The sequence below is a fragment of the Brevundimonas sp. P7753 genome (assembly GCF_013386595.1).
Taxonomy (GTDB): Bacteria; Pseudomonadota; Alphaproteobacteria; order Caulobacterales; family Caulobacteraceae; genus Brevundimonas; species Brevundimonas bullata.
This window is the reverse complement of sequence record NZ_JACARP010000174.1, coordinates 1-448: the sequence shown is the minus strand read 5'-3', so window position 1 is coordinate 448 and position 448 is coordinate 1. Positions and strand designations below refer to the sequence as shown.

The window sequence follows — 448 nt, the reverse complement described above, 5'->3', positions numbered from 1 at the left end:
CGGCGTCTATTTCGCAGAGATCGGCACCTCACGCGCGGGCGGCGGCAACGCCACCCTCTATGACCTAGAGTCCGTTCAGGTCCTTCGCGGACCTCAGGGAACGCTTTTCGGCCGCAACAACACCGGCGGGGCCGTGCTCATAACACCGGCGGCGCCGACAGACGTGCTCGAAGGCTACGTCAACGGGCGACTGGGCGATTATGCGCTGAAGGACCTGGAAGGCGCTTTCAATCTGCCGCTGGGCGACAAGGCGGCGCTTCGCCTCGCCGGACGCGTGACGGAACGCGACGGCTATTTCCGCAGCGTCGCCACAGGCCAGCGCAGCTACGACATCAACAATCAGAATCTGCGCGCCTCGCTGCGGTGGACGCCGAACGATGTCTTCACTTCGACGACCATCGCCACATGGCTTGAGGCTGACGAAGCCGGGTCGATGCTGAAACCCACG

Annotated in this window: 1 pseudogene; it reads left to right on the top strand. The window is 64.3% G+C overall.

The features are described 5' to 3' along the window. Window positions 1-448, top strand: a pseudogene (locus tag HX774_RS18790) (TonB-dependent receptor); the annotation flags it as partial.